Below are 4,124 nucleotides of genomic sequence, written 5' to 3'. Positions count from 1 at the left end.
CTCCTCACCCTCCTACTCCTGGGCACCCTGGCCCTGGGGTGTGGCGACAGCCCCAACGCACGACGAAACCAGGACGCCGGAGAGCACGACGGCGGTGATATCGACCACGCGACCGGCTCGCTCTCTCTGAGCCTGGAGGGCCTCCCCCCCGAGAGCCCCTGGCCCAACATTGCGCTGGTGGGCGACACCACGCTGAGCGTGCCCGAGGGCGGCATCCTCGACGCAATCCCCGTGGGCCAGTACCAGGTGGTGGCCCAGAACATGGTGCTGGATCTGGCGACTTACAACGCGCCGGTGGCAAACCTGACCATCGAGGCCGATCAGCACGTCGAGCTCACCCTGAGCTACGCGCTGCTACCGGCCAGCTGGCAGGTGATCATCGAAGGGCTCCCCGGCACGCTCACCCCTCAGGTCAACCTGAGCGGCCCGAACACCGACGTGATACTCAACGCCTCGGCGCTCTTTGATGACCTGACACCGGGCACCTACCACCTGACCCCGCAGCAGGTGAGCGACGGGACCACGACCTACCACGCCGCCGTGCGCACAGCCGCGCTGACCAGCGGCGCCAACGATCCCACCACCATCACCTACGGGCTGGCCAACGGTCAGCTTCAGGTAAGCTTCCAGGGGCTTCCCGCCGGCGTCTCGCCCACCATCACGATCAGCGGCCCGGGCGGCTACAGCGCCACGGTCAACTCCGCCACCACCCTCCAGGATCTCGTCCCGGGCATCTACGTTGTCAGCGCCGCCGATGTGACCCAGGGCGACTTAAACTATAGCGCGCCACCGCAAAGCGTTGAGGTCTTAAGCGATGCCATCGCCAGCGCGCATCTCAACTTTGGGATGGCCACCGGCCAACTCAACGTGGTGACCCAGGGACTGCCCGCCGGCGCGGCCGCCAGCGTGACCCTGACCGGCCCGGCCCCCTCCACCGCCCAGACCACCTATCCCGACGTCACCAACCTCCCGGGGCTGGCGCCCGGGCAGTACACCCTGACCTTTCATAATGTAAACGCCGGCGGGAGCTCCTATGAGCCCGCCACGCGCACCACCACCGCCTCGGTGCAGAGCGGCCAGACTACCCACCTGACCCAGACCTACGCCGCGCTCGACGGGGGGCTGGCCCTGTCCCACGACCTGCCCTCCACCGGCAGCCTCACCATCAGGGTTGCCAGCGCGGGCATCTCTCACAGCCGCCAGCTCAGCGGCCAGGGCACCGCCCACATCCCGCTGGACCCGGGCACCTGGTCCCTCAGCGTGAGCGTTAACCAGCTGGGCACCGACGCCTGGGGCAACGTCTACACCGTGGTCGGCGGCAGCCAGACCCTGACGGTGCAGAGCGGCCAGACCACCTTCGCCACGATCAGCTCCTCGAAGCCCACCCTGGTGACCCACTCCGGCGATAGCGCCACCACCTCCGGCACGCTGCGCGAGGTGCTCGGCCGGGTCAACGCCGGCAGCGTCATCACCTTTGATCCGAGCATCACGCGCATTCAGCCCGCCAGCGCCTTTGTCATCGACGGCGACATCACCATCGAGGGCCCCGGAGCCGACCAGCTCACCCTGAGCGCGATTGGCCCCGACCGCATCTTCACCGTGCCGGGTAGCGGCTCACTCCACCTCGAAGGGCTCACCCTCGCCGACGCGTCGATCGCCGGCGATGGAGGAGCGGTCCACGCCACCGGCGCGTTCAGCGCCACGGACGTCGACTTCACCGACAACAGCGCCGGGGGTCGGGGCGGCGCGCTCTACGTGAACGATGGCGAGCCCTTTGATGTGCTGCGTCGGGTCCGCTTTACCTCCAACGCCTCCGAAGCCGACGGCGGCGCGATCTTCACGCGCATTCCCCTCGTGCTCGAAGACGCCCTCTTCAAGTCGAACTCCGCCGACGGCAACGGTGGTGCGATCTTTGCCCACCCCGGTATCGCCGACGGCAACATGGTGATCAGCCGCGCACTCTTTAACCAAAACTTCGCCGGAAGCGGCGGCGGGGGCGTGTACAGCCAGCGCGGTGCCTTCATCGCTAACACCACGTTTTACTTCAACACCTCCACCTTAAGCCCCGGCGGGGCCTGGGTGCAGTACGATGGCGAGGCCAACTTCGTGCACACCACCTTCGACGCTAACGTCGCGCTATTCGGCTACGCCATCGCCTCCTACTGCGACGACGCCACGCCAGTTTACCTGAAGAGCTCGGCGGTGATGGGCACCGAAGCCGACGCCTTCCACTGCCAGGAAACTCCCCGACCCATCGCCTCGCTGGGTCATAACTACATTCAACATGGGGGCAGCGCCTTCTCCAGGCATGCAACCGACTACGTCGGCGTCCCCGGCCTCCTGCTGGCCCGCACCCTCGACGCGCTTGCCGACAACGGCGGCTTTACCCACACCATCGCCACCCAGGCTGCTCTCGACTACACCATGAAACTTCCCGCCTCCGCCTGCACCGATGATAACGGCATGGCCGTCACCGAAGATCAGCGCGGAATGCTGCGCCCCAACGGCGGCTACTGCACGATTGGCGCCTGGGAGAACACTTCGCGCTGAGCCCCTCCAATCGCTTGTCGGCCCTCCTTTTTATGCGTCGCCCCACTGCGCGGTTGCGTGGGACGCCGGCGCGCCGGGATACCCCAAAGCCGGAAAGCAGGACACCTCTCCGGCTTTGGGTCCCTCTGGCCCTACTTAACCCCCGCATTTTACCCACGTTCGCCCTCGCGACTTCACTCCGGGACACGCGCCACATGCGCGTTCCCGGGCTCCCCCACAGAAGGAGCCTTCATGCATCGCCTCCACTTACTCCTCACCCTCCTACTCCTGGGCACCCTGGCCCTGGGGTGTGGCGACAGCCCCAACGCACGACGAAACCAGGACGCCGGAGAGCACGACGGCGGTGATATCGACCACGCGACCGGCTCGCTCTCTCTGAGCCTGGAGGGCCTCCCCCCCGAGAGCCCCTGGCCCAACATTGCGCTGGTGGGCGACACCACGCTGAGCGTGCCCGAGGGCGGCATCCTCGACGCAATCCCCGTGGGCCAGTACCAGGTGGTGGCCCAGAACATGGTGCTGGATCTGGCGACTTACAACGCGCCGGTGGCAAACCTGACCATCGAGGCCGATCAGCACGTCGAGCTCACCCTGAGCTACGCGCTGCTACCGGCCAGCTGGCAGGTGATCATCGAAGGGCTCCCCGGCACGCTCACCCCTCAGGTCAACCTGAGCGGCCCGAACACCGACGTGATACTCAACGCCTCGGCGCTCTTTGATGACCTGACACCGGGCACCTACCACCTGACCCCGCAGCAGGTGAGCGACGGGACCACGACCTACCACGCCGCCGTGCGCACAGCCGCGCTGACCAGCGGCGCCAACGATCCCACCACCATCACCTACGGGCTGGCCAACGGTCAGCTTCAGGTAAGCTTCCAGGGGCTTCCCGCCGGCGTCTCGCCCACCATCACGATCAGCGGCCCGGGCGGCTACAGCGCCACGGTCAACTCCGCCACCACCCTCCAGGATCTCGTCCCGGGCATCTACGTTGTCAGCGCCGCCGATGTGACCCAGGGCGACTTAAACTATAGCGCGCCACCGCAAAGCGTTGAGGTCTTAAGCGATGCCATCGCCAGCGCGCATCTCAACTTTGGGATGGCCACCGGCCAACTCAACGTGGTGACCCAGGGACTGCCCGCCGGCGCGGCCGCCAGCGTGACCCTGACCGGCCCGGCCCCCTCCACCGCCCAGACCACCTATCCCGACGTCACCAACCTCCCGGGGCTGGCGCCCGGGCAGTACACCCTGACCTTTCATAATGTAAACGCCGGCGGGAGCTCCTATGAGCCCGCCACGCGCACCACCACCGCCTCGGTGCAGAGCGGCCAGACTACCCACCTGACCCAGACCTACGCCGCGCTCGACGGGGGGCTGGCCCTGTCCCACGACCTGCCCTCCACCGGCAGCCTCACCATCAGGGTTGCCAGCGCGGGCATCTCTCACAGCCGCCAGCTCAGCGGCCAGGGCACCGCCCACATCCCGCTGGACCCGGGCACCTGGTCCCTCAGCGTGAGCGTTAACCAGCTGGGCACCGACGCCTGGGGCAACGTCTACACCGTGGTCGGCGGCAGCCA

1 protein-coding gene and 1 pseudogene are annotated in these 4,124 nt (G+C 67.3%); both read left to right on the top strand.

The window, feature by feature from the left end; translation table 11 throughout:
• A partial coding sequence (locus DL240_RS19425) for a choice-of-anchor Q domain-containing protein (protein ID WP_146618438.1) occupies positions 1 to 2,550 on the top strand: 2,550 nt, incomplete at its 5' end.
• Between the two features lie 231 nt (positions 2,551 to 2,781).
• Positions 2,782 to 4,124 (top strand): annotated as a pseudogene (locus DL240_RS19420) (hypothetical protein); the annotation flags it as partial.

The sequence above is a fragment of the Lujinxingia litoralis genome, from assembly GCF_003260125.1.
Lineage (GTDB): Bacteria > Myxococcota_A > Bradymonadia > Bradymonadales > Bradymonadaceae > Lujinxingia > Lujinxingia litoralis.
This window is presented reverse-complemented; position numbering and strand designations above follow the sequence as displayed.